Source organism: Psychrobacter sp. JCM 18903, assembly GCF_000586475.1.
GTDB lineage: Bacteria > Pseudomonadota > Gammaproteobacteria > Pseudomonadales > Moraxellaceae > Psychrobacter.
On sequence record NZ_BAWJ01000001.1, the window covers coordinates 178,970 to 200,361 of the forward strand.

Annotated in this window: 18 protein-coding genes and 3 pseudogenes; 9 read left to right on the plus strand and 12 right to left on the minus strand. The window is 41.9% G+C overall.

Annotation, left to right across the window (positions count from 1 at the left end; translation table 11 throughout):
- Positions 1 to 7: 7 nt before the first annotated feature.
- The 4 genes from TT12_RS00810 to queC form a co-directional block, all read right to left on the minus strand.
- Complete coding sequence (locus TT12_RS00810; RefSeq protein ID WP_045451334.1) at positions 8 to 1,504, minus strand: dihydrolipoyl dehydrogenase; 1,497 nt, start codon at positions 1,502 to 1,504, stop codon at positions 8 to 10.
- Between the two features lie 194 nt (positions 1,505 to 1,698).
- On the minus strand, positions 1,699 to 2,196 hold the full coding sequence (locus TT12_RS00815; RefSeq protein WP_045451336.1) for a peroxiredoxin: 498 nt from the start codon (positions 2,194 to 2,196) through the stop codon (positions 1,699 to 1,701).
- Positions 2,197 to 2,386: 190 nt separating this feature from the next.
- A complete protein-coding gene (locus TT12_RS00820; RefSeq protein ID WP_045445384.1) occupies positions 2,387 to 2,716 on the minus strand; it encodes a hypothetical protein in 330 nt (109 codons plus the stop codon).
- 236 nt (positions 2,717 to 2,952) lie between these two features.
- Complete coding sequence (gene queC, locus TT12_RS00825; RefSeq protein WP_201605111.1) at positions 2,953 to 3,669, minus strand: 7-cyano-7-deazaguanine synthase QueC; 717 nt, start codon at positions 3,667 to 3,669, stop codon at positions 2,953 to 2,955.
- 430 nt (positions 3,670 to 4,099) lie between these two features.
- Between queC and ttcA the strand changes: the two genes are divergently transcribed.
- Complete coding sequence (ttcA, locus tag TT12_RS00830) at positions 4,100 to 5,260, plus strand: tRNA 2-thiocytidine(32) synthetase TtcA (protein ID WP_045451340.1); 1,161 nt, start codon at positions 4,100 to 4,102, stop codon at positions 5,258 to 5,260.
- A 138-nt stretch (positions 5,261 to 5,398) separates the two neighbouring features.
- Here the strand turns inward: ttcA and TT12_RS00835 are convergent, their stop codons facing one another.
- The 6 genes and pseudogenes from TT12_RS00835 to ccoN all read right to left on the minus strand — a co-directional run bounded on the left by TT12_RS00835 (position 5,399) and on the right by ccoN (position 11,647).
- A complete protein-coding gene (locus tag TT12_RS00835; protein WP_045451345.1) occupies positions 5,399 to 5,980 on the minus strand; it encodes a FixH family protein in 582 nt (193 codons plus the stop codon).
- 335 nt (positions 5,981 to 6,315) lie between these two features.
- Entirely contained in the window at positions 6,316 to 7,725 is a 1,410-nt protein-coding gene (gene ccoG / locus TT12_RS00840) for a cytochrome c oxidase accessory protein CcoG (RefSeq protein WP_045451347.1), read from the minus strand.
- A gap of 479 nt (positions 7,726 to 8,204) precedes the next feature.
- Positions 8,205 to 9,341, minus strand: a complete 1,137-nt coding sequence (gene ccoP / locus TT12_RS00845) for a cytochrome-c oxidase, cbb3-type subunit III (protein ID WP_045451348.1) — start codon at positions 9,339 to 9,341, stop codon at positions 8,205 to 8,207.
- Positions 9,338 to 9,520, minus strand: a complete 183-nt coding sequence (locus TT12_RS00850; protein WP_010199605.1) for a CcoQ/FixQ family Cbb3-type cytochrome c oxidase assembly chaperone — start codon at positions 9,518 to 9,520, stop codon at positions 9,338 to 9,340. Before TT12_RS00850 ends, ccoP begins: the two co-directional genes overlap by 4 nt.
- A pseudogene (ccoO, locus tag TT12_RS00855) lies at positions 9,520 to 10,157 on the minus strand (cytochrome-c oxidase, cbb3-type subunit II). Before ccoO ends, TT12_RS00850 begins: the two are co-directional and overlap by 1 nt.
- A 9-nt stretch (positions 10,158 to 10,166) precedes the next feature.
- Positions 10,167 to 11,647 (minus strand): annotated as a pseudogene (ccoN, locus tag TT12_RS00860) (cytochrome-c oxidase, cbb3-type subunit I).
- 861 nt (positions 11,648 to 12,508) lie between these two features.
- Here ccoN and TT12_RS00865 point away from each other — a divergent pair.
- Complete coding sequence (locus tag TT12_RS00865) at positions 12,509 to 12,898, plus strand: hypothetical protein (protein ID WP_045451351.1); 390 nt, start codon at positions 12,509 to 12,511, stop codon at positions 12,896 to 12,898.
- A 130-nt stretch (positions 12,899 to 13,028) separates the two neighbouring features.
- Here TT12_RS00865 and TT12_RS00870 read toward each other — a convergent pair whose 3' ends face one another.
- The gene (locus TT12_RS00870) at positions 13,029 to 14,003 is read right to left on the minus strand and encodes a hypothetical protein (RefSeq protein ID WP_045451354.1); all 975 of its coding nucleotides are present in this window, start codon (positions 14,001 to 14,003) and stop codon (positions 13,029 to 13,031) included.
- Between the two features lie 453 nt (positions 14,004 to 14,456).
- Here TT12_RS00870 and TT12_RS00880 point away from each other — a divergent pair.
- The 3 genes and pseudogenes from TT12_RS00880 (at position 14,457) to TT12_RS00890 (ending at position 17,172) form a co-directional block, all read left to right on the plus strand.
- Positions 14,457 to 15,690: pseudogene (locus tag TT12_RS00880) on the plus strand (lipoprotein-releasing ABC transporter permease subunit).
- A 155-nt stretch (positions 15,691 to 15,845) separates the two neighbouring features.
- Positions 15,846 to 16,526 carry a lipoprotein-releasing ABC transporter ATP-binding protein LolD gene (lolD, locus tag TT12_RS00885; RefSeq protein WP_045451357.1) on the plus strand — a complete coding sequence of 227 codons (681 nt, stop codon included), beginning with the start codon at positions 15,846 to 15,848 and terminating at the stop codon, positions 16,524 to 16,526.
- A 337-nt stretch (positions 16,527 to 16,863) separates the two neighbouring features.
- Positions 16,864 to 17,172, plus strand: a complete 309-nt coding sequence (locus tag TT12_RS00890; RefSeq protein ID WP_045451359.1) for a hypothetical protein — start codon at positions 16,864 to 16,866, stop codon at positions 17,170 to 17,172.
- A 189-nt stretch (positions 17,173 to 17,361) separates the two neighbouring features.
- Here TT12_RS00890 and TT12_RS00895 read toward each other — a convergent pair whose 3' ends face one another.
- Positions 17,362 to 17,937 (minus strand): DUF2062 domain-containing protein, encoded by a 576-nt coding sequence (locus TT12_RS00895; protein ID WP_045445416.1) that lies wholly within the window; start codon positions 17,935 to 17,937, stop codon positions 17,362 to 17,364.
- Between the two features lie 322 nt (positions 17,938 to 18,259).
- Between TT12_RS00895 and TT12_RS15975 the strand changes: the two genes are divergently transcribed.
- The 4 genes from TT12_RS15975 to TT12_RS15985 all read left to right on the plus strand — a co-directional run bounded on the left by TT12_RS15975 (position 18,260) and on the right by TT12_RS15985 (position 21,243).
- Positions 18,260 to 18,604 carry a hypothetical protein gene (locus tag TT12_RS15975; protein WP_243443198.1) on the plus strand — a complete coding sequence of 115 codons (345 nt, stop codon included), beginning with the start codon at positions 18,260 to 18,262 and terminating at the stop codon, positions 18,602 to 18,604.
- Between the two features lie 41 nt (positions 18,605 to 18,645).
- Positions 18,646 to 19,590, plus strand: a complete 945-nt coding sequence (locus TT12_RS18065; protein WP_279378758.1) for a ComEC/Rec2 family competence protein — start codon at positions 18,646 to 18,648, stop codon at positions 19,588 to 19,590.
- A gap of 124 nt (positions 19,591 to 19,714) precedes the next feature.
- On the plus strand, positions 19,715 to 20,812 hold the full coding sequence (locus tag TT12_RS18070) for a ComEC/Rec2 family competence protein (RefSeq protein WP_279378759.1): 1,098 nt from the start codon (positions 19,715 to 19,717) through the stop codon (positions 20,810 to 20,812).
- A complete protein-coding gene (locus TT12_RS15985) occupies positions 20,773 to 21,243 on the plus strand; it encodes a hypothetical protein (RefSeq protein WP_243443199.1) in 471 nt (156 codons plus the stop codon). Before TT12_RS18070 ends, TT12_RS15985 begins: the two co-directional genes overlap by 40 nt.
- Positions 21,244 to 21,392 lie beyond the last annotated feature (149 nt).

Below are 21,392 nucleotides of genomic sequence, written 5' to 3' on the forward strand. Positions count from 1 at the left end.
CTGATGCTTAAAAGCTATCTTCCTGTGTGTCTTGGTACTGATAAGGTATTGCCATTTTGTGTTGAACATCGCGTAACGCGGTACGTAAGCCCTCTAATATCGTAGGATGATAAAAAGGCGTATCGAGCATGGCCTTAACACTCAAATCATTGGTAATCGCTGCCGCTAAAATGTGTCCAATATACTCGGCATCAGGACCCACCATACTAGCGCCTAAGATTCTATCAGTTTTTTTACAGCCATAGATATGTAGCAGGCCACAGTTGACGCCCATCACGCGACTACGTCCTTGATTGTCGAAGCTGACACTACCGATGACATATTCTAAGCTTGTATCCTGCTGAATGTCTGGTAGAGACATGCCGACGTTAACGATTTGCGGTGAGCAAAACACAATAGAGAAGGGCGTGGCGGGCGGGCGAATATGAGCGGCGTCTTCATTCTCGCAGACCATACTTCCAGCGCTATAGCCTTCATCACTGGCCACATGCAATAGTGGGAGATTGGCGTTGGCATCACCAACGATATAGACATCTAAATCACCAATCTGACCTGTTTTTTTATTCAAGTGCTTTGGACGGTCTTTGTCGTCAAGTTCAACGCCTAAATGTTCGACTCCCAGCGGTTTGATATTATTGCGGCGACCGGTCGCAACCAGTACATACTCACCTTGCCATTGTTGCGACTCTCCGGCACTGTCTTCATAATCAATGAACGCGGCTGAATGGTCATTATCCGTGGCTGTTTGCACGCCGACATCGCTGATTTTGCTGCCCAAATGTATGGTCAATTCGCGGCTTAAGCAATCGATAGCTTTGTTATTGATATCATCGTCTTTGAGACTTGCAACACGTTTGACACGATTAAACAAAGTTACTTCTACGCCTAAGCGTTTAAAGGCTTGCGCAAGCTCTAATCCGATAGCACCTGTACCGACGACGGCCATTGTTTTTGGTAAATTTGTGAGCTCAAAGATCGTATCAGAGGTGAGCATGGCGTCACCAAGCTTATCTGCCCAGCCATCTGGGATAAATGGAGAGCTGCCCGTGGCGATAATGATTTTGTCAGCGGCAATCAGTGCATCATTGACTTCAATGAATCCTCGGTTATTGATATGAGCGCGTCCTGAGATTTTTTTGTGATCAGGCCAGCTATCTACTTGAGCTTTGACGTAGCTAGCAAAATGAGCACGCTCGTCCCGAACGCGTTGCATGACTTGCTTGCCATCTATCTGGACAGTGGCATGGACGCCAAATTCAGCAGAGTGATTGGCTTCATACGCGCGATCAGCGGCGGCAATCAATAGTTTGCTTGGCATACAGCCGACCGCAATACAAGTGGTCGTCCAGAATCCGTCATTAATAATAACAACATCATCATGGGTTTTACTGGCTTGACGAAAAGCATTTTGCCCAGCAGTACCTGCACCGATAACGGCAACAGATACTTGGCGAGTAGCTTTGGATGCTGTGTTATCCGCTGCAGTATCAGATTGTTTATTCATATGATTCTCAAGTTATAAAATGTTTATTATTTAGGGCTGTTTTTTAGATGAGTTTTTTAAGAGATTCCTCTGATAAGAGCTTGCTCTAAAAAAATTATTAAAAAACCAATTTTAGCCTCTGATATCCAGCGTTTATCCTAATGATTATTAGCATCTATTTTAAAATGCTTTTTTATGATTCTTGGCTTTATTTGTTAAGGTGCTAAGGTTTCAAGCAAACGTTCAGTGTAGCCTTTGGCACGTAAATTTCGCTGAGCATGAGTGAGCGTGCCATCTTTATCAAAGACAAAGGCTGAACGGACCAGCCCTAAGCTGATTTTTCCATACATATTTTTTTCTTTAATAACGTCAAAGTATTGGCATAGTTTTTCATCAGTATCGCTGATAAGGGCAATGTTTAAATCATATTTGGTGATGAATTTCTCGTGAGATTCAACACTATCACGTGAGACGCCGATAATGTCATAGCCTAAATCATCAAACTCATGGAGATGAGCAGTAAATTCGGTTGCTTGAGTGGTGCAGCCTGGCGTACTGTCTTTTGGATAAAAGTACAGAATAAGCCCTTTATCAGTATTGGCAATCATCTCTTGGAGATTGATTTCATTATGGATAAAGTTGCCGGCAAGCTTTCGTACTATCGTCACTGGAAAGTCAGGTAAGGTTAGGTTTTCTGTGGTTGGTTTTGCCATTATAAAATCCTTATTCATTTTTGTTTATATCAGTACTTATGTCAGTGCTTATGTCGATTGGTAATCTATGCTGTGTTCTTATTATAAGCAGATTAGTAGCAATTCATAATCAGTTTTACACTTTGCGCCTGTATTGACAACAAAAAAGACTGGCAATAGCCAGTCTTTTGTATATCAAACGAGGTGTGTATTATGCTGGTTTTTGTGGCTGTTTTAAATCTAAGCCAACAGTGCATTGCTGCAAATCTTTTTGCATTTTTTTGACGTAAGGCAGTCCAGACGGATCTTTTTTGTCTTGGGCATAGCTCTCAATTTCCCACATCTGACCGATGGTCATGTTGCTACGCACACCAATAGTGCAATTGCATAGTTTGGTCGCATCGCCTTTGTCAGCGACTTTATATTTGACCGCACCATTAACGCAGGTATTGATGTTATTTTGCTTAATATCGGCAGCGTTTGCTTGTGGCATTACAAAAATGGCAGCTAAAGCTAGGGGTAATAATGGCAACAACTTCATAAATATCCTCTTACGGGTAACATCAATTTTCTAAATTTTGTACTCAAAGTAAAGCAAAAGTACTCATAGTTCGTTGATTAATGTGGTTACTTATATCTTGTGATAAATGCAATCGCTCATACCATAACAAGTATGTGAGTTAAAATACAACGGCGGCGTGCTGTGTTAATGCAAGCGAATGTTTCGCTAATGTTGATTGCTATCACGCTTTCATGCAAGTGCAATTCTATCATTAACTAAGATTGATAATGGGTTGGGTCAGTGATGCCCGCCTGAGCAAAGCCTTGACGGCGTAGGGCACAGCTATCACATACACCGCAAGCAAGACCTTGCGCATCGGCTTGGTAGCAAGATATGGTTTGCCCATAATCGACGCCCAATGACAATCCAAGCTCAATGGTTTTTGCTTTTGACAGTTGCTGTAATGGCGTTTGAATGGATAAGTGATGACCGGTAACGCCCGCTTTGGTGGCAAGATTGGCCATATGCTCGAAGGCGGCAATATACTCTGGACGACAGTCAGGGTAGCCTGAGTAATCGACTGAGCTGACGCCAATGACGATATGATTGGCATCGGTCACTTCAGCAACGGCTAGCGCATAAGACAAAAATATCGTATTACGCGCAGGCACATAGGTGTTGGGAATAGCGTCGTTATCGATCTCATCACGCTTTTTATTAGGGAATTTATCCGTATCGCCATCAGGAACAATCATACTGTGATCTGTCAGCGAAGAGCCACCAAGCTGAGCGATATCAATATCAATGATTCTATGATTGACCTCGGCAGTCTCAGAGATGGCTTTTGCCGCGACCAGCTCACTATTGTGGCGTTGACCATAATTAAAACTGACCGCAGTCACCGACGCATAACGTGCCTTGGCCCAATACAAACAAGTCACCGAATCAAGCCCGCCTGACAGCAGCACAACGGCATTTTGGCTTTTATGCAGAGCATTTAAGTCAGTATCGAAGGCTTGATTATTGGAGGCGCTTTGCGAAGTAACATTAGTCATAGTGGTATCTATTATTGGTTTGCGAAATGGGTTTGCGAAAAACGCCTATTTTAGCAAAAATACGCTCATTACAGAACCACGGAGCCATTATAAATACGATATGAAACCTTAATCAGCTCAAAAGAGAAATTTGTTTATAAAAGTATGGAGCTATCAGCAGTGCTATGGTCGAATGTTCAGCATGCCCTGAGCTAAGCCATAAAAAAGACTGAATATTTAATCTGATAGTTTAATCTCATCTTTTCAATCTGTTAGCAAATTTTGTTATAATCGCTGCTTTTAGAGCCACTGTACTATTACCTCCTTGCTAAAGGCTTTATTCTTCCATTTTTTAGCAAAATTCCCTTGTAAAGATATTGAGTAACTTATGACCGCAGCAACCTTGTTTACGCCACAAATTACGCCTGAAATCGATGATATGTCAGCTGATACAGGTTTGGATAATCATGCTTGGGACACTGATGGTGATAGTATGGAATATGAGGATGTTGCTGACGATCATACAAATGAAGACAGTATCGCCGCTGCACCGTCAACGTCTACTGAATCAGCAGAGTTCCGTAAGCTACAAAAGAAGCTGCGTAGACAAGTCTCTTGGGCGATTCGTGATTTTAATATGATCGAAGACGGCGATGTGGTCATGGTCTGTGTTTCAGGTGGTAAAGACAGCTATACCTTGCTGGATATTTTACTATTACTCAAGCGTATCGCGCCGATTAACTTTGATATCGTCGCGGTCAATCTCGATCAAAAGCAGCCCGGTTACCCTGAGGATATTTTGCCAGCGTATCTGAACGAGCAGGGTATTGCTCACTATATCTTAGAAAAAGATACTTATAGTATCGTTAAGAGCGTGGTGCCAGAAGGCAAAACTTATTGCTCGGCGTGTTCACGTCTGCGCCGCGGCTCGTTATACGGTTTTGCTAAGCAGATTGGCGCAACCAAAATTGCGCTGGGTCATCATCGCGATGATATGTTGGCGACTTTCTTTTTGAATTTATTTCATGGCGGCACTCTTAAATCGATGCCACCGAAATTGCTCAGTGATGACAAGCAAAACCTACTTATTCGCCCATTGGCTTATGTCGAAGAAAAAGACATTATCGAATATGCTCGCTTAAAAGCATTTCCAATTATTCCATGCAACTTATGTGGCAGCCAAACCAACTTACAAAGGGCCATTATCAACGATATGTTGCGGGAATGGGATAGTGCTCATCCGCAGCGTTTGGCCTCTATTTTTAAAGCCATGCAAAACGTCGCACCGTCGCAACTAGCAGACCGTGAATTGTTTGATTTTGAGCAGTTAAGTCTTGATCGTGATGACAATGAGCGTTTGTTTGAAGGAGATAATATCCAAGCTGGGCAGACCGAGAGCTTGGCTGAAATTGGCCTACCTGTATCGCCAAAAACTCAAGCGTTCAATCCGAAGTTTATGAGTGATAAACAGCAACTGCCAGAATCAGATAAAGCGACAGCAGATAATCGTATCACGCAAAAAATCCCAACGATTAATCCGGTTATTTGATGGTTCTATACTGAACCAGCTATCGCTAAAACCTTTAAATTGGCTATAAAAAACCAGCTCATTATCTACTAATGGCTGGTTTTTTATGTGTTAATAAATCAATTATTAATCATGCTTATAATAGCAAGATTGGTAAAATCAACTTTCTGCAAAAACAGGTAATGGGTCAAAGCTAACTTTTGAACGTGGTAATTTCGCCACATCTTGCATACGCCAGTCATCTTTACCATCGCTACTTACTTGTAGATAATATTTTGCTTTTAAAGGATCTATATCTACCTGCGCACTGTATTTATTGCCGTCGACATGTTGAAGTACAACATCGTGATCTTTTTTGATATCGGTTGCATGTGAGATAGACAGATCTAGTTTTTCAGGATAAGCCAAAGGATTACCATTCAGCAGTTTACCTGATTGCAGACTCTGTTCAGGATAATTTAGATAGAATACAACATCACCATTATCTGCAAACTGCATTTCGCCGTGCAAATCTAAGTCATAAGTCAATTTGTCACGTGACACATCATGATAAAGCGTCTTACCATCCATATACCAGTCGTCACGTACCACGCTATCCCGAATTTGATAAGAGTAATAAACAAAAAAGATACAGGCCACTACGACAAATGCTGGCATGCCAATAACAAAAATAACCACCATGTAATTCTTATACCATGGCTGAGTATCTTGATGCTTAAAATTTGATGCTGGAGTAGACATAAAATACCTATTAATCAGATATCTGTTTATCAGATATCTATAAACTGTATCAATGGATAAGCTGACAGCAAAACAGCTGCCAGTTTAATGATAAATCGTCCACCTGCTAGCCACTGACTCACAGGTGAAATATAGAATTATATACTAGGGCGCATCCTCAGTCTGAAAGAAAGCACCTAAATGGATTAAAAATGGTTAAATTTTGCCAAACTACTGGTTAATAGCACGATGTTATCTATACTATTTTCCCAGTTTGGCTGCCATTTATTGCATTTCTATTACCACTTTTAAAATGAGGACGCGCCCTAGCTAAGCTATCAATCGCTTATAAAAACCTACTGCCCTTGAGTAGTAAATACGTTTTGTTTACTGACTTTATACTGACCATCTTCACTGGTCACATTTAGGGTCACTGATGTTTGTTCAAAATCGATAACCTTAGGGTCGCCATAAATACTCACAGGCATATCAAAGCTTTCACCTGCTTCTAATGGTACATCATTGAATCGCAGCGCCAAGCTCAAACCTTCTTGTGGAGCAAGGGTTATTGTATAGGTATGTGGCTCTTGTGTCTTATTAGTCAGCTTGACGATATAGCTGTTTTCAATCATGCCTTGATTATTCACTGAAGACAACTGATTACGGTCACGGCGAATATCAATCTCTAAGGGTACACGGTCCGTCAATGCATAAATAACGCCACCACATAAAATAGTAATAACGGCTAAATAAGCAAATAGACGTGGACTGATGACGCGGGTATCTTCTTTTTCTGACAACTGTCGTTCTGTCGTATAACGAATGAGTCCACGTGGATAGCCGACTTTATCCATAATTTCATTACAAGCGTCAACACAAGCCGCGCACTGTATACAAGCGACTTGCAAACCATCTCGAATATCAATGCCAGTCGGACATACCTGCACGCACATGGTGCATTCAATACAGTCGCCTAAATGTTCAGGATGCGTGCCTTTTTTGCGTGCCCCGCGAGGCTCACCGCGCTCATAATCATAGGATACAACCAAAGTATCTTTATCAAACATGACGCTTTGAAAACGACCGTATGGGCAGATTTGGATACACATCTGCTCACGCATATAACCTGCATTGACGTAGGTAGCAAAGGTGAAAATAAACATCGACACCCATATCCATGTTGGCCAATCAGGGATAGGAATAAAACCACTGGTTTGCCAGCTTTGATATAAATAATCTGTTCCAGCGACATAACTGACAAAGGTTGCCGCGGTAATTACTGAAAATACCAACCAAATAAAATATACCAAAGAACGTTTAAAGGCTTTTTTTGCGCTCATCGGTTCTTTGTCAAATTTGATACGCTTGTTGCGATCGCCAATCACCCATTTTTCAACATATTGATAAAGATGTGTCCAAATCGTCTGAGGGCAGGCATAGCCACACCAAACACGCCCTGCATACACAGTCACCATGAATAAAGTGAATGCGGCAATAATCGCAAAGGCGGCAATGAAGTAAAAATCTTGGGTCAGAAAAGTCATGCCAAAAATATAGTAATGCTGCGAGGGAACATCAAGCCATATTGCTTGCCTACCATTATAACGTAACCATGGCAACAGCAGAAAAGCGGCTAAAAGCGCATACATCGTGACGACACGAATGTTTTGATAAAAACCGGTGACAAACCTAGGGTGAACTCGATGCTTGGTCGCATCAAGGTCAATTTGCTGTACAGGGATTTTATTGGGTTGTGGTGCTGACATAAACGTGCCTCTTTTAAAAAAGAATCAGTCTGCTGGCATGATGAACAAACATCTTTAATCATCAGATGTATGAGTGTGTGATGTTATCAATGTCAGTAAGTAGCGGATAAAATTTTGAACAGAAAAATATTTTAACCCATCTACCAAATGATCGATTGCAAATAGCTTAATGAGAATGGGTGACTATCTTCTAAATTCGCCACTAATAAGTGGTTTTTAGGTAGTGTCATTTTAGCATTCTCCCTATCATAAATGGGGTAATAATCTTAAAAACCAATCAATATATCAGCATAATGATCGATATATTGGTCGTGCTCTATGCAGTATTAAACTGCATTTCATTTGCTACTCAAATTTTGACAATGCGGTAGCAGTTAATAAACTCTCATCAAAGAATTTATAAAAAAAGGAGAACTGCAATAACAGTTCTCCCTTTATCAAATCTTATCCACTGATGCTATGACAACCATCTTTAAATATTAGTTAGCCGTCGTTTCTACAGTGGTTGCTACTTGAGTAGCGGTTGTTGCTTTAGCAGCAGGTTGAGGAGTTTTATCTGATAATGAGTAAACATAAGCTGCAAGTAGCATAATACGCTCATTACCCAGTTTGGTTTCCCACTCAGGCATCACACCAGCACGACCATAACGTAAGGTTTCGCGGATGGTCTCACGATCACCACCATATAACCAAATGTCATCCGTCAAGTTTGGCGCGCCAGTAGAAGTCATACCTTTGGCATCTGCACCATGACAAAGTACACAGTTAGTCGGCTCATTAAAGATTGCCTCACCTTGAGCGATTTGAGCTTTATCAAGCTCGTAACCAGGTTGGTTGCCAGATATTGACAGCACGTATTCAGATACCGCACGTACCCCATCTTCACCGATTTGATCACGCCATGCAGCCATACCACCAACTCGACCTTTATGTAGCGTGGTCAAAATGTTTGACGCTTCTCCGCCATATAACCAGTCATTGTCAGTTAGATTTGGATAGCCTACCGCACCTTTGGCGTTAGAGCCATGACAGACCGCACAGTTCTGTAAGAACAAACGACTACCAACTTTTAAAGCATTCGGGTTTTCTGAAAGCTTTTCTACATAAGGTGATAGTTCTGCAGTTTTCTCATCAATTTGAGCTTGCAGATCTGCTGGTGGTGTTTCACTGCGGCGCATCGTTGCCTGTAACTCAGCAAGTGCCGCTAAGGTCTCTGTCGCACCACTAGCATCCGCTTTTGCTAAAATGTTTTTCTCAAAGTTATCCGTAAATACTTTGTTATTACTCTCAAGCTCGCTATATAGCTCGTTCTTAGAGGTCCACGGTACCGTTTCGCCATCGACTTCTACAGTGGCAATACCTTCCCATTTTGATGGGAAAATACCTGGGAAAAATACCCAATAGGCAACACCCCAAGCGATAGAGCCAAAAAATATTACGAGCCACCATTTAGGTAATGGCTTGTCGTACTCTTTGATACCATCATAAGCGTGGCCTGTCGTACCGTCATCTTCTAGTTCTGGCTTGTACTTCAATACCATTAGTAAGACACCGAGGATAGCAGCCCAACACATGATACTTAGTATGGTAATCCAAGAACTCCAAAAAAATGTCATCGTTTATCCTTATTGCGCTGCTCTTCAGACAGAGATTTTATATCCTCGTCATCAAGCGCAAGTTGTGCATCTTCTTCGAAGCGTTTTTTGTTTTTTGGCGAATACGCCCACCATGCAACACCTACGAAGGCAACAAAGGCAGAAACGGTCGCAATTGTTTGTAATTCACCAATACCCATTAGCGCTGTCCTTCCATCGCGGTGCCCAGTTGCTGTAGATAAGCAACCAAAGCATCAAGTTCAGTGGCACCAAGTACAGCATCTGGTGCTCCTTCGATATCTTCTTCAGTGTAAGGTACACCAAAGCGATCACGGAATAGACGCATTTTAGTTTGAACGTTTTCACCATTCACTTCGTTGGTAGCAAGCCACGGGAAACCAGGCATTACTGATTCAGGTACTAGTGAACGTGGCGCAATTAAATGCTGCTTTTGCCAGTCTTCAGAATAACGACCGCCAACACGTGCCAGATCAGGTCCAGTACGTTTTGAACCCCAAAGAAAAGGGTGATCCCACGTAGATTCAGCAGCACGTGAGTAGGCCCATAACGTTCAACTTCAGCACGTAGTGGACGAATCATCTGAGTATGACAAACGTGACAACCTTCACGAATATAGATGTCACGACCCTCAAATTCTAGTGCAGTCCATGGCTCCATAGAGGGCAGGGGAGCATTCACCCCACCTTCTTCAGGACCCTTGTTGTCATATATCAATGGTACGATTTCAACTAGCGTTGCAAAGCTAATAGCAATAACGATACCGATAACCAACAAGCCTGTATTTTTTTCAATAATTTCATGCGGTGTACCAGACATGATCGCTCCTTATACGTTAGCTGCTGAGGGTTTATCAACACTAGGTTCATGATCAGTAGGATCTGCGATATCGACAGGCTTACCTTCTGGCATTTTAAGTGTTTGATAAACGTTATATGCCATCACAAACATACCCGATACATACAAGAAGCCACCAAAAGCACGACCAATATATGGGAAATGTGAGAACTCAACTGTATCAACGAAGCTATATACCAATGTACCGTCTGGATTAGTAGCTAGCCACATCATGCCTTGGCCAATACCTGAAATCCACATAGATACGATATAGAAAATAGTACCCGCTGTCGCCAACCAAAAATGCGTGGTGATTAAGCTGATAGAATACATCTTAGGTTTGTTATAAATACGTGGTAACAGTACATATAGCGAACCAATGGTAATCATACCTACCCAACCAAGTGCACCTGAGTGTACGTGACCGACTGTCCAATCCGTATTATGCGATAACGCATTCACTGTCTTAATCGACATCATCGGGCCTTCGAACGTCGACATCGCATAGAACGACAATGCCACAATCATAAAGCGAATGATCGGATCGGTACGTAATTTATCCCAGCTGCCCGATAGTGTTAGCACACCGTTAATCATACCACCCCAAGATGGCGCAAACAGGATGATTGAGAATACCATTGCTAGAGACTGCGTCCAATCTGGAAGCGCTGAATAATGCAAATGGTGACCACCAGCCCACATATATGACGCAATCAATGCCCAAAAGTGAACGATAGACAAACGATAAGAATAAATAGGACGACCAATCTGTACTGGAACGAAGTAATACATCATTCCTAAGAAAGCTGCCGTTAGATAAAAACCTACCGCGTTATGTCCGTACCACCACTGCACCATCGCATCGGTCGCACCGCCAAATAACGAGTAAGACTTAAATGCGCTAACAGGAATCGCCATGCTGTTTACGATATGCAGTAATGCAATCGTAATAATAAAGGCTGCAAAGAACCAGTTAGCCACATAAATATGTGAGGTTTTACGTTTGATGAGCGTACCGAAGAAAACAATGGCATAAGAGATCCATACCAAGGCAATCAAAATATCGATGGGCCACTCAAGCTCAGCGTATTCCTTGGTCGATGTTAAACCTAAAGGTAGGGTAATAACCGCTGATACGATAACGGCTTGCCAACCCCAAAAGGTAAACCAAGCTAAATAAGGAGCAAATAACCTTGTCTTACAGGTGCGCTGAACAATATAGTAAGACGTTGCGAACAGGGCAGAGCCACCGAACGCAAAAATGACCGCATTGGTATGTAGCGGTCTTAAACGACTAAATGTCAGCCATGGAATGTCAAAGTTAAGTGATGGCCATGCTAACTGTGAAGCAATGAACACACCAATACTCATGCCGACGATGCCCCATACCACGGCCATTATCGTAAAGATCTTACGATAGTAATTTCGTACTCACGGTCAACTGGGGCGACTGCTGTGTTTTGTAAACTCATTGGATGATTCCTTTACAGCCCGAATTATCAACAGAATTAACTAACTCTCCGCGCTATCTGCATCATAAAAGTAATAGTCAGATAAAAATAGAATCGCGGCACATGCTGTTTTTTGTCTCGCTTATCACCATAATATTATTAACTATCAATCTAAGCTTTCGCTTTATATCAGCTGGTATTGAGGCATAAAGGCGTTTTAAACGCACGACACTCACAGCTGGTCGATAGTAGGATTGTTAATAAATCATTAAGGTGAATAAGAAGATGCGCCGTTTTTGAGCATCAAACATCTAAAGAGGTGAAGTATTTATCTTAATTATTACCAAAAATTCTGTACTAATGAAGATAGATACCAATATCCATAGGGCCATAAAAATGTACTGACCATAGACGTATGCTAGCGGCGGCTGACAAAAAAACATGTTTGCGTAATGTTTAGTTAAAACTCCCGACTCTGTTTAAGGGTATTGTAACGCAATCCTAATCAAATATCATCAGAACTATGCGGCAAAATACAAACTCTTTGGTAAAAATCTTAGCAAGCAACTTATTATAACTTTGCAATTTGTCTATTTTATACCCAATTTTATCACGATTCTAGAAATACATTTTGGTGATAGAGGGACAGTAATCACTACGCTTAGATATCATGACCAGCAGCATTTTTGTAACAATGGCCGCATAAGCACTCTAAATAAGTTTTACTTATCATCAAGTCGACCCTTATAATGAGGCTAAATATAAGTGATGATAGCAGTTTTTATACTGCTATTATGAGCAACTATTTTATCACTTGATACCCAGTCAGGCGAGTGAGCCAAACAACGGTAGCCTGAAATAACATCAATTAAGGACAATAATATGGCAGTTTTTTTGACAGATGAGTGGTTTGAGCAAGTTGAGAAAATGGGTAATGGGGCAGGCGAGCTAAATTTGCCGCCAGCACTGGCGAATATGATCGTCAATCTAAAAGTATCTGACACTGAGCAAGACATCGAAGCGAACTTTGCAAACGGTTTATTGCATCGCGGCTTGAACGACGCCGCGACAACCACATTGTTGCTTGACCGCAGTATCTTGCAATCAATCATCACTGATTTCGATACCAATGAAATTATGGGTGCTTTTATGGGTGGTAAAATTCGCGTTGAAGGCGATATGTCACAACTGATGGCAGTACAAACGGCCCGCCCAAGTGCTGAACAAAAAGAGCTATATACTCGTATTAAATCAATGACGACCATGGCTTAATTCTATATTCGCAGGGTTTTATACTGACGATGGTAAGAAGACAAAAAGCCCCTAATGCTTATTAGGGGCTTTTTATTTGATGATACATTTAATTATCATTCTTAAAAGTAGCGGATGACTCGTAAAGTAGTTAACTGGCTTTTGATTGCTGCGCCGCACTTTGCTGGTTTTCTTTATAGATGGCAGCTTGTAGCCAGACGTTCGCTTGTACGTAGTCATGCACTTTAATAGAAGCCGTCTCTGGCGTGTTGAGCGCACCGATACGAATCACGAAAGGATCGGCATCTTGTTCGCGTAGTATCACGACATCAAACAGAATAATGGATTTATCATTAAATGTTGTTTCTTGCTTGCCGAGCACCTGACCTTGGCACCATGCTTCATCTTCTTGTCCCAAAGTATCACCAAATAGATAGGCACACATGTGACCCAAGTTGATCTCAACTGGCGCCATTTGCGCTTTGGTCTCTGGTCTCCATTCTTTGATTTGCTCTTGCAGATCATCGGGTATTTTTCCATCATTGGCGGCAACGATGTCGTTAAATGCACGGTGGTAGCGGATCGCTTCTTGATCTTCAACCATGATGACTTCGTTTTGCTCACTTAGCTTAATCTCATGTGCCCAAGCGCTAAAGTTCACAAAGTAAGACGTGTCTCGCTGATATAAATGGCGATTGGTGGTGTAGAGCTGGTCAAAGGCGTAAATAATACTGCCATCAGCGGTACGCAAGCGTAATACAGCATCGTGTGAATTGTCATTGGCAATGATGCGCTCAATCTTACAATTGAGTCCATACGGGCTATCGACACAAGGATAAGCATTGATAAAGCATTCAGGCTTGCCATTTTTCATGGCTAATACTTGATTGATATGACAAGGCTGATTTTCAGATAGCAATAGGCAGCTGTCTTGAGCGCTGACATTGCTATTGAGACCTTTAGGCATGGCCGCCTTTTCGATCATTTTTTGTAGCCATTCTGGCACGTCATGACTCATGTCATCGGTCAGAATACTCCAATGATCGGCGTGACCTGCAGATTGCTCATCAGTCATGGTGATTTTGGTGGGAGATTGGACGTTTTTATATTGATAATTAATGGTCATGAAGATACTCAAAATTAGTCAGCGTGAGGTTTGGACCTGAAACGGCTATTGCTGGCTATCATAAGGCTTTATTTAACACGATAGATTTATGATAGTTGGCAACGTTGTCATCAGTAAAGGGTCAACAAACAACAATGAATGGTTAATGACAATTGTCCTTAGCATACAATATATAGGTATTGACGCAAGTAATAGCAAGCCCCTCATAAAAAATAGTAACAAAAGCCAGTTTTTTATTAAAAAATACGCCCAGTTTTTGCTAATGACTGGCACATATCAGCCAAATTGTGTCAAACTAGCTCCCTTTTGACGGCTGTCTTTGGCTCGTCTGAAACCCTGTTTTTGTGTTCGATTTATATGTGACTATGGCAAGTGCAGGTGTGAGATGCATTTGCTGTTGCTCGTTTTATAGTATATATAAAGTCGCACGTAGATAAGATAAAGAGTTTGAATATGTTTCGTCCTTTAGCGTTGTTTATCGGCTTACGATACACCCGAGCAGAGCGTAGTAATGGTTTTATCTCCTTTATCTCGCTTATCTCGATGATTGGTTTGACTCTTGGGGTTGCCGTATTGATCACGGTGCTATCAGTCATGAATGGTTTTGATCGGGAGTTAAAAACCCGTATTTTGGGTATGGTCCCGCAAGCAACGGTCGTTTCCACCGAGATTATCAGTGATTGGAAGCAATTGGCTGATAAAATTAAAGAAGATCCTGAAGTGGCAGCTGTAGCGCCTTTATTCAACTGCAAGGGATGTTGACGTCAAACGGTCAGGTTGCAGGGATTATGGTCACTGGTGTCGATCCTGAATACGAAAAAGATGTCTCTATTATCAATGAACATATGGTTCAAGGCAGTATTGATACTTTACAAAGTGGTGAGTTCAATATTGTGCTAGGTGAAGAGATGGTACAGTCTCTAGGGCTGCAACTGGGTGATAAAGTGACGCTAGTGCTGCCAGAGGCATCGCCTTCACCAGCTGGCGTGATACCACGATTCAAGCGCTTTACCTTGACAGGTATTTTTACCATCAGTCCAGAAGTGGATAGCTCATGGCATTTATCCCGATGGGTGATGCGGCAAAACTGTTGCGTCTGCCAGATGGCGCGCAGGGTGTGCGTATGAAGCTTAATGACATCTTTACCGCGCCGATGGCAGCAGAAAAAGCCGCCGCTATTGCCCCTCAGCAGTTGTATCCTAATGATTGGACACAAACGCATGGCAACCTATTTGGTGCGATTCAGATGGAAAAAGCCATGGTCGGCTTGCTGCTATTTTTAATTATCCTAGTGGCTGCTTTCAATATTGTTTCAAGTCTAGTGATGCTCGTAACTGATAAAAAAGCGGACATTGCGATTCTAAAAACTTTTGGTGCATCCCCTCGTTTGATTACCCAAGTGTTTATGGTGCAAGGCGTGGTCATCGGTGTGATTGGTACGATTGCTGGCACGATACTGGGCGTGATATTTGCGCTTACAGTGAGTGATATTTTAGGCTTTATTAATCAAGTCTTTAATTTGAACTTGTTTGATGCGTATTTTGTTAATTATTTGCCATCAGAGTTGCGTGTACTAGATGTAGTATTGATTACAGGTGCGTCTTTCGTACTGAGCTTTTTGGCAACCATTTATCCAGCACGCCGAGCGGCTAAGATTCAGCCAGCACAGACGTTGCGTTATGAATAAATAATTTTATATGCCGCTTAAGTTTTTATATACAGTTTGAGTTATTACCAATGCTTGTTAGGTAAAATTAATTTTAATGTAAGTTTAGGCTGATAAATTGTTTGTAGCGCTGAATAAAGCATCAATACCAGTATAAATAGAATAAAGGAAAAGCCATGTCTGCCATTTTAGAGGCGAAAAATATCAACAAGATATATGATGAAGGGGCGGTTAGTACGCAAGTACTGACTGGCTTGGATTTGACCGTCCATGCTGGCGAGCGCATCGCCATCGTTGGCACCAGTGGTTCAGGCAAGAGCACTTTGCTACACTTACTTGGTGGTCTTGATACGCCAACCAGCGGTGAGGTCTGGCTACATGGTCAATTGTTAAATAGCATGAATGAAACTGAGCGCGGTGCCATGCGTAACAAGCATCTGGGATTTATTTATCAGTTTCATCACTTATTAGCCGAATTTACTGCCATTGAAAACGTTGCAATGCCGTTATTGATGCGACCAGAGGTCTCAACGACTTCAGCAAGAGAGCAAGCAATTGCGATACTAGAAAGTGTCGGACTTGAGCATCGTCTGGCGCATAGACCTGGTGAGCTATCGGGGGGCGAGCGCCAGCGTGTGGCTATTGCCCGTGCTTTGGTTACGAAGCCGTCGCTTATTTTGGCAGACGAGCCAACTGGTAATTTGGACTATGACAATGCACAAAGCGTGTTTGGATTATTATCAGAGCTGCAAAATACCATGCAGACCGCACTATTAATGGTGACACATGATCGCAATCTAGCGGCGCTGGCGGATCGTCAGTTATTGCTACGTAATGGTCATTGGGAGCAGTATTAGCTGTTTTTTAACACTGCATTTTTTAACGCTTTATTTGTAATAGCGTAAATGGTTACGGTTGCTAAGTAGTAGGGTGTGTCCTGATTTAAGTCAATGGATATCTATATGGGCTAAAATTTGTCAAACGTCGTTGAACTGAACTGCTGATTAATATCACTATGATCTGTGTTATTTCTCTTGTTTAACGGCAATTTGTCTTGCTTTTATCATCATTATTAAATGAGGATATACCCTAGAACGACAAGATTTATGTTCAACAGACACTAAGTTTGTAATAAAAATAAACGCAAAATGGGGCTGAAAAATGCCGCCAATTGATTAAAGAAGGATTATTATTATGGATAGAGATGACGACCCAATCGCTGCTTTTGGCAGTGCCGAAGAAGGCAATGAGCCTTTAAAACCCTATATGGATGTGACGTTATTCGAGACGATTGATAAACAGGCACAAATAGACCTATTAACACCCGTTTTTGATGCCATTACTTTGGCTGGCGTTGATTATGATCTAAAAGCTCAAGACAGTGCAACGGGCAAACGCTATACATTACTTAAAGATGAAAAAGTGGTTGAAGTTTTCGTGATGGACACTAGCCTTACGGACAACATTCTCGCTGCCATAGAAAAGAATAAAGAAGCGGAATGATTGGTATCAACAAAGAAAATGGCTTTTGTTTTTAGGTAATAGCCAGCTTAAGGTGATACCGAGACATAGCATAGAAAAATCGAGGACAGATGGTAACCTAGATTGCTGGCGTTAGCGAATGGTTGAAAGTAAAGGATGGTTCGCTACGTTATGGTTACCATGACCATGACTTGATAACAGCAGCATATATTAGATTTTAGGCGGTTTATCAGAAGGTTCTTGCTGACGTTTTTGCCAGCTCACGACGGTTTTGTAGCGCCAAACTGCCTTAAATGCCAGTCCACAAACGATGCTGGTCACAATCGCTAAGATCGTCAAGCCTATGCAAAAAGCAGCAATCGATACCGTGCCGCGATAGGTAATGAATGGATTTGCACCATCTGATAGTGCCCATAAGCTAAAATCAGCAATCATCCTGCCGATAAGCCGCAGACTAATCATCGGTACGTCAAGGATTTTGGCGCCGATATAATAGCCTGCATAAAAGATGGGCAAGCTCGTGAGTGGATTGGTAATCCAAGTCAAGCCGAGTGCCATGGGAACATTGGCACGAAAAATTAATGAGCCAACTAGAGCCAGTAGCATCTGCCCTGGCAATGGAAAAAATGCACTAAGCACCCCGATATAGACCGCTTTATTTAAGCTATGTCGATTAAAGTGCCATAATCGTGGATCAGCCAAATGCGGTGCGAACAGTTTTAAGGTGCGACTTTCTAAGATTTTCTCTGGCGTAGGAAGCAGGTCTTTCAGACGTTTTTGGGGCACAGGATCGCCTTTTGTAATCGTTAGCTACAGTCCGCTCAATCGCATTGATGGTCTGCTATAAAGTAATATTATTCATAAAGTGTACAGCTGAGGATATAGAGGATAATGATGTCATATTATCATCATCGCAATATGTCAGTCAGTATAGGGTAATAGTTATATAAATGCTATTGCATGACGTATCAGTTGTTGTTGCTGGTTTAAGTATCAATCTGTGTTTTGGTGTTTCGGTACATTTTCGTCATATTAAGTGGCTATTTATCATAATAAATAGCTTTATTTAGGCAAAACTAATATTCACCTCATCAAGCAAGGAGCGCTGGTGTACTGGTTGATTGGTAGCTTGATTATTATCGCCATGATGGGCGTTTTGGCAGTCGCAGATAGTATGGCGATACCCACTAGTTCATCGTTAATGGATATATTGAATACTCCTATCTTATCTTTGTCGCTCATTATTTTTGCTATTATACTGATTGTTATTGCCCAGTTTAATGTACCTTTTGCAAAACCCAGCCATTTATCGCAACATAATGCTGGTCTCTCTTCACGTAATCCTTCATATAATATTTCACATAAATCTAAACTCTTCTTTCGTATTTCGAATCATGTTTTAGTTGCTGTATTGGCAATTGGATTAATCATTGGCAGTGCGCTGCAAGCCTGATTAGCCATCAGCAAGCAGAACTAACAGAAATCACTGAGCCAATGCGTGTACAAGCATTAGTCACCATCGAAGGAATAAGTGACAGCGTTTATGACGTCGCCACGGACAGTGGCTATCGACAAGTTGCTGTCATTAGTGATATATCACCCTTGATGTCGGCGTTGGCGGTTAAAGATTTAGATGCCATGACCAGTAACTTTCTAATAGATGAAAATAATAGCCTAAGCAATAATAAATTGTATGAAAATAACTCAAATAACAATAACGGTAAGAATGTCACGTACCGTGTATTGCTCAACGCTTATCCAAAAAAACCATCAAAACAATCATCCAAGAAAAATTTAGACAGCAATCCGTTTGACCGCTTAAATTACTTACAACCTGGCGATCAGCTGTTTATGAGTTTAGCGCTTGCACCACTGGCGACCTCTGAGCAAGCGTTGAGCAATCCATCTGGTTTTGACAGTTATCGCTGGCTGCGAGGTCGTCATATTGATGGAGTCGCTAATATATTGACCGTTGGCACATCAAATGTCACCAATACTGAGGTATCAAAGCCAGCGTTTGCCTCTTCTTCATATCTGCAGCGTTTTCAGACTTATATCAACCAAGGACGTTGGCAATTACGCCAGCATTTTTATCAAGATTGGTCGACACAGACCACAGCAGCGCAACAGGCAAAAGCGGTCACTTTAAGTTTGCTCACAGGTGATCGCAGTTTAATCAATCACGATACCAAGGATTTGTATCAACTGGCTGGTATTTCACATTTGCTGGCTATCTCTGGCACTCATGTATTGTTTTTAGCGATTATGCTGGCGGGTGCGGCTGTGTTGCTTTTTGATCGGTTATGGCCAAGGATTTATCGTTATGTACCGCGTTGGCAAGTGCGCTGGTGGGTGATGATCGCTGCTGCTTTTATTTATGCGTTATTTACTGGTTTTGATGTACCGCTGCTCGTACCGCATGGATGTTATTCGCGATAGGTTTGGTACGTTTGACATTATTGCCGGTTAGTACGATGCGGGTGTTGTTTGCCTTGGCAGTGTTGATGGCATGGCTTGATCCTACGTATTATGGCAGGCAGGGTACTGGCTATCTTTTATCGCAGTGGCATTACTCCTTAAATATGATGATGCATCATATACGCAATCAGCTGTCGTATCAGAAACGGCACCTGCTCATAATGCCAGTGTAGTAGAGACTGCGTTCAAGCGTGTTTGGATAATAGTCAAACGTGTATTCAAATTACAATTTTGGCTATTTATTGCTTTATTACCTATTACATTGTTATTATTTGGCAAGGCGTCGCTGTGGGGTCTTGTCATCAATCTGTTTGCTATCGGTTTATTTGGTTGGGTGATTGTGCCGCTTAATCTGTTAGCAGGGCTGTGCTATCTTTTATCACCTGCTATTGCTGATAGTATTTGGCTGCTCGTTAGCGCCATTGTCGCGAAATTGCATGAACTGATAACGTGGTTAACTTCATTACCTGCATTGTCAGAAGCGTGGCTTTATACTCCTGTGAATGTCGCCATATTACTGATGGTACTATTAAGTATGTTGCCATGGCTACTACCACGAGGATTTATCAGTCGTTGGCTGGCACTGCCGCCGCTCACCTTATTAATGATGACGGTATATGCCAATCAGCAATCACTAACGACGATATCGACCTTGTATATCTTACCAACGGGTGATCCCTATATAAGCGCTGCTTTGTTGCAGTATCCTGTTGTCAATAATGAGCAGTCATCCACAACAAATACGCATAAGACAAACATCAGCTGGCTATTTTTATCTGACCACAGACCCAATGCCGCACGAACGATGCCAAGTAATCTAAAGGCGAATAAGCTGTCGATGACATTGGCGCAGCAGCTGGGTAGCTTGTCAGTTGATACACTAGAAGGTATAGTCGTGCAGAGTAGTAGTGCTGGATTGACGGATACGCTTACTACTGATAAGACGTATTTAGCTTCTAATGCTAGTGCTTCTGAGCTGTTGCCTTTGACGGTTTTTCAGCTTAATCAGCGTTTACCTATTAGTCAGTATTGGCAAGCAGGGCGCTCTGATCATTGGTCTGCATTTCAGCAAGCCTATAAAGTCACTAGCCAATCCAAGGACATTACGAATATTAGTGTGCAACGTTGTGAACAAGGCAAAACGTGCAGTTGGGCAATGGTGGTTTGTCCATACAAGCATTGACAGGGTGGAGCAACATAGACAGTCCGAGTGTTTGGGATTGTACGGTGGCTATAGATGCCAGCTTGCCCATAAGGGTATTAAAATATAATGCGGCTGATCCACTCAAATCAATACCTGCCACTGCGCAGACACTCACATCAAGTAGCCAGCCACCGACTCATCAAGCCAATATGCCTCGGGCACGTCTGATATTAAATGCAGATACTCATCAGCGCATTTGGCAAATGTGGACATTGTTATGTCCAGTTGAACCACCTGAGCAACCACGCACTTTTCGTAATGTGACATGGCTAGGACATAGCACATCACAGATAACTGCTGAGGTGATAAGTCGTCAAGCCATCAATGAAATGATCACTTATGATGGCAAAATGCCAGAAGCAACGTTGTCTCTCAATCCGGCAGTAGATACTACCAATACGACGCCATAAAAATATTGCTTATCTAATCAATGTTACAATATAGTGATATTTCCCAGTTATACTATTGAACCATGATTGAAATACCACCATACTTAGCAGCCTATGAATATAGATGACTGTGACCGTATTTGGAGTGAGAAGCAGCTCCTTATTACTGA

Excerpts from the sequence above, each read along its gene's own strand:
- TT12_RS00820 (WP_045445384.1), bottom strand. The coding sequence starts at position 2,716 with ATGAAGTTGTTGCCATTATTACCCCTAGCTTTAGCTGCCATTTTTGTA.
- TT12_RS00810 (WP_045451334.1), bottom strand. The coding sequence starts at position 1,504 with ATGAATAAACAATCTGATACTGCAGCGGATAACACAGCATCCAAAGCT.
- lolD (WP_045451357.1), top strand. The coding sequence starts at position 15,846 with ATGTCTGCCATTTTAGAGGCGAAAAATATCAACAAGATATATGATGAA.
- ccoG (WP_045451347.1), bottom strand. The coding sequence starts at position 7,725 with ATGTCAGCACCACAACCCAATAAAATCCCTGTACAGCAAATTGACCTT.
- ccoP (WP_045451348.1), bottom strand. The coding sequence starts at position 9,341 with ATGACATTTTTTTGGAGTTCTTGGATTACCATACTAAGTATCATGTGT.
- TT12_RS00835 (WP_045451345.1), bottom strand. The coding sequence starts at position 5,980 with ATGTCTACTCCAGCATCAAATTTTAAGCATCAAGATACTCAGCCATGG.
- TT12_RS00815 (WP_045451336.1), bottom strand. The coding sequence starts at position 2,196 with ATGGCAAAACCAACCACAGAAAACCTAACCTTACCTGACTTTCCAGTG.
- TT12_RS00865 (WP_045451351.1), top strand. The coding sequence starts at position 12,509 with ATGGCAGTTTTTTTGACAGATGAGTGGTTTGAGCAAGTTGAGAAAATG.
- ttcA (WP_045451340.1), top strand. The coding sequence starts at position 4,100 with ATGACCGCAGCAACCTTGTTTACGCCACAAATTACGCCTGAAATCGAT.
- TT12_RS00890 (WP_045451359.1), top strand. The coding sequence starts at position 16,864 with ATGGATAGAGATGACGACCCAATCGCTGCTTTTGGCAGTGCCGAAGAA.
- TT12_RS18065 (WP_279378758.1), top strand. The coding sequence starts at position 18,646 with ATGCGTGTACAAGCATTAGTCACCATCGAAGGAATAAGTGACAGCGTT.
- TT12_RS00870 (WP_045451354.1), bottom strand. The coding sequence starts at position 14,003 with ATGACCATTAATTATCAATATAAAAACGTCCAATCTCCCACCAAAATC.
- TT12_RS00850 (WP_010199605.1), bottom strand. The coding sequence starts at position 9,520 with ATGGGTATTGGTGAATTACAAACAATTGCGACCGTTTCTGCCTTTGTT.